At 70.9% G+C, this 3,362-nt stretch carries 3 protein-coding genes and 1 pseudogene; all 4 read right to left on the bottom strand.

The genetic code is table 11. The features are described from left to right. Positions 1-268: pseudogene (locus tag AOK08_RS46840) on the bottom strand (DUF742 domain-containing protein); the annotation flags it as partial. Beyond that, positions 265-672, bottom strand: a complete 408-nt coding sequence (locus AOK08_RS20640) for a roadblock/LC7 domain-containing protein (RefSeq protein WP_055528005.1) — start codon at positions 670-672, stop codon at positions 265-267. The gene AOK08_RS20640 and the pseudogene AOK08_RS46840, both read right to left, overlap by 4 nt. Continuing rightward, positions 669-2,417 carry a sensor histidine kinase gene (locus AOK08_RS20635; RefSeq protein ID WP_055528003.1) on the bottom strand — a complete coding sequence of 583 codons (1,749 nt, stop codon included), beginning with the start codon at positions 2,415-2,417 and terminating at the stop codon, positions 669-671. The genes AOK08_RS20640 and AOK08_RS20635 overlap by 4 nt, the downstream gene beginning before the upstream one ends. 325 nt (positions 2,418-2,742) lie before the next feature. Next, a partial coding sequence (locus AOK08_RS20630; protein WP_055528007.1) for a TetR/AcrR family transcriptional regulator occupies positions 2,743-3,362 on the bottom strand: 620 nt, incomplete at its 5' end.

The following is a 3,362-nucleotide window of genomic DNA, read 5'->3' as shown; positions in this document are numbered from 1 at the left end:
GCAGCGCCGACTGCTCCGGCGGGGCGGCGGGCGGGGGTTCGGCGCACGCCACGATTAACGTGACGAGGTCGAGGGACGCCCGTTCGCCGCCCGGGGGCGCGCCGGCGACCACGTAGAGCCGTTCGGGGTTCTTCCGCTCCCCCTCGCCCTCCGCGCCCTCGCCCGCTCCGCCCTCCGCGCCGGCCTCGCCCGCCTGAGGAGGCAGCAGAGGTTCCGGCGGCGGCTCCTGCTTGATCGGGTAGCGCCGTCGGCGCTGCGGAGGAGTCATACGGTCTGCCCGTTCCGCCGGGGCGGACTGGTGAGGTGCTCGCCGATCCGGACCACGAGGTCGCGCATGTGGTGGCTCATGCTGCCGGGTTCGGCGACCACGTTGGCGAGGACCGCGAGGTAGGCGTTGGGGCCGGCGGCCATCAGGTAGAAGTAGCCGCCGGTGACCTCGATGATCACCATGCGCATCGTGCCGTCGCTGCCCGGGATCTCGTGCGCGACGGCGCCCGCGAGGCTCTGAAGTCCCGCGCAGGCGGCGGCGACCCGGTCGGCGGCGTCGGGGTCGCCGCCGTATCTGGCGATGCGCAGGCCGTCGGCGGAGAGCACCACGATCTGCTGGACACCGGGCACGCCGTCGGCGAGTGCCTTGAGCATCCAGTCGAAGTTGGCTCGCTGCGAGATCACTTGAGGTCCCCCTCGTCGTCGGCCTCAGCGTGGGCCGGCTGATGGTTGGTCGCGCTGGGTGCGGTCGGGTCTTCCCGGTGGCCGCCGAAGTCCGCCCGGTCGTGCGGGTGGCCGTCGAGGGCCCTGGAGCCGCCGGCCGGGAAGCCGGTGAAGTCGGCCGCGTCGTCCGGGTGGTCCGAGAACGTCGGGTCGTCGGGGTTCCTGGTGAAGGCCGTGGGGTCCGGGTCGCCCTTGAGGCCCTCCATGAACGCCTCGACCCACAGGCCCGGCAGGGGCTCCTCTTCCTTCTTCTGCTTCTTCTTCTGCGCCTCGGGCTCCCAGAGCTTCCGCAGCTCCGGGTCGGCCTCGATCTTGGCCTCGGTGGCCCTGGCGCGGGCGTACCGCTCGCTGAGCGGGGTCTTGACCCGGCTGCGGCGCTGCGGCAGACCGTTCTCGGTCCACTCGGTGACCTCCGGGATGTCGTCCTCCATGGAGACGGAGGCCGGGATTCGCGGGCCGGTCGTGGGGCGGCGCCTCTTGGGCGGGCGCTTGGGGCCTTCCAGCGCACCGAGTTCGATCTTGGGTGCGGCGGTGGCGCCGATTCCGTGCGCGAGTCCGGGGGCCGGGTCGCTGGTGAGCATCTCGGACGGCACGACGAGAATGGCGCGGACGCCGCCGTACGCGGACTGCCTGAGCGAGACCTGCATGTTGTACGCCTCGCACAGGCGCCCGACGACCGCCAGGCCGAGGCGCGGGGCCTCGCTGAGGTCGTTGAGGTCGAAGTCGGCCTGGGCACGGGCGATCATGTCCTCGGCACGCGCGCGCGACTCCTCGCTGAGGCTGATGCCGGCGTCCTCGATCTCGATCGCGATGCCGGTCTGCACCTCGGTCGCGGTGACATGCACCTTGGTGTGCGGCGGCGAGTAGCGCGTGGCGTTGTCGAGGAGTTCGGCCGCCGCGTGGATGACCGGTTCGACGGAGTTGCCGTCGACGTTGACCTTCGCGATGGAACTCAGGTCGATGCGGCGGTACTCCAGGATCCGGGACATCGCGCCGCGCAGCACGCTGTACAGCGCGACGGGCTCGGGCCACTGGCGTCCGGGCCGGCCACCGCCGAGCACCGAGATGGAGTCGGCGAGGCGGCCGATGAGCGCGGTGCCGTGGTCGATGCGCAGGAGGTCGTCGAAGACCTCGGGGTTGCGGCCGTGGTCCTCCTCCATCTCGCGGAGTTCGTTGGCCTGTTGGTGCACGATCGCCTGGACGCGCCGGGCGATGCTGACGAACGCGCGCTGCGATCCGTCCCGCATGGACTGCTCGCGGTCGATGATGTCGACGGTCTGCTCCAGCAGCTTGCGCTGGGACACCGGGAGGTCGCTGTACGGCGAGTCCGGCGAGCGCAGTTCGCGAATCACCCCTCCGGGTGAACCGGTGCGGCTGAGCAGATCGAGCCCGTACGGCAGGAGTTCGGTGCGGAACCGGACGAAGTCCTCGTCCTGGGCGGCGATCCGCCGTTCCAGATACGCGGTGTGACGGGCGTGCTCGGCCCGCAGGGCACGAACGGCACGACCGCGCCGGACCACTTCGGCGGCGACCGCGACGACCAGGACGGTGGCGATGGCTCCGCACCAGCCGACGGCGGCGCGGGCCGGCCCCGCCACCAGGGCGACGGCGGCCCCGGTCGCCCCCGCCATCGCTATGGCAGGAAGCAACAGCACGCGCGCGTAGGGAAGTTCACGGCCACCGGGAGGCGATTGAACACTCACCATGTATGCCCTCTGAGACAGATCGGCTGGGTTGGGGGAGCTTGCTGTGGGGTACGTGTGGGGATTGTCTGGATCTACGGGATGTTTGGGAACAAGCGCACGAATACATCCCAACTTGGTGCGCTGCGGGCGAGCTTAGTCCGACCGGATCAACGCCGTGTCATATTCGGCAAGCCTCTGAAATGCCCCTCGCGAGTGGAGTACCCTCGGTCATTTGCACGCTGCGGATGCAATCGCACACAGCGCGTAACGACGCACAGGTGTACGAGAACCACTCACCGTGACGGGTGAACGCGGGCCTCCGGAAGCCCCCGGAGCAGTCGCGGCCTCAGATACCGGCGATGCGCAGTGCCGCGTCCGCCGTGGCTTCCGCGAAGACGGAGACCGGGCGCTCGGGGTCGGAGCGGTGCACGAGGATGACACCCTCGATGAGCCCGAAGAGCAGATCCGTCCGCAGGTCCAGCTCACTCTTGGCGAGCGCGCCCCCGGCGGCCGTAGCGGCGAGCAACTGCCGGTAGGCGTCCTTCAGTTCCGCCCGCACGGCATGGAAGCCGGCGAAGCGTTCGGCGCGCACCTCGGGGAGGAGGTAGAGGCCGCCGAGGTTGTGCGGGCCGCCGCACAGCACCTCGACGTCCGCACGGCACAGTTCCCACAGCCGCCCCTCGGCCGGGGTCGCGTCGTCGGCGAGCAGTCCGCGCGCATACGTCAACGAGGGGGTGACGGTGGACTCCAGGAGCTCGGCGAGCAGCTCCTCCTTGCCGGAGACGTAGTGGTACATGGACGCCTGGCGCATCCCCGCCCGCTCGGCGATGGTCCGGGTAGTGGTGGCCGCATAGCCTCGGGTGGTGAACAACTCGGCCGCCGCGGTGAGCAGTTCGGCCTTCGGGGCGAGCCCACTGTCCGGCCGCTGCGCGACCCGCGGCCTGCCCACCCGCCGCCCGCCCGGCC

Origin of the sequence: Streptomyces graminilatus (genome assembly GCF_001418565.1) — a bacterium.
GTDB classification, from domain to species: Bacteria; Actinomycetota; Actinomycetes; order Streptomycetales; family Streptomycetaceae; genus Streptomyces; species Streptomyces graminilatus.
Note: the sequence above shows the minus strand (reverse complement) of the source record. Positions and strands in the feature narration are given on the sequence as shown.

Excerpts from the sequence above, each read along its gene's own strand:
- AOK08_RS20635 (WP_055528003.1), bottom strand. The coding sequence starts at position 2,417 with ATGGTGAGTGTTCAATCGCCTCCCGGTGGCCGTGAACTTCCCTACGCG.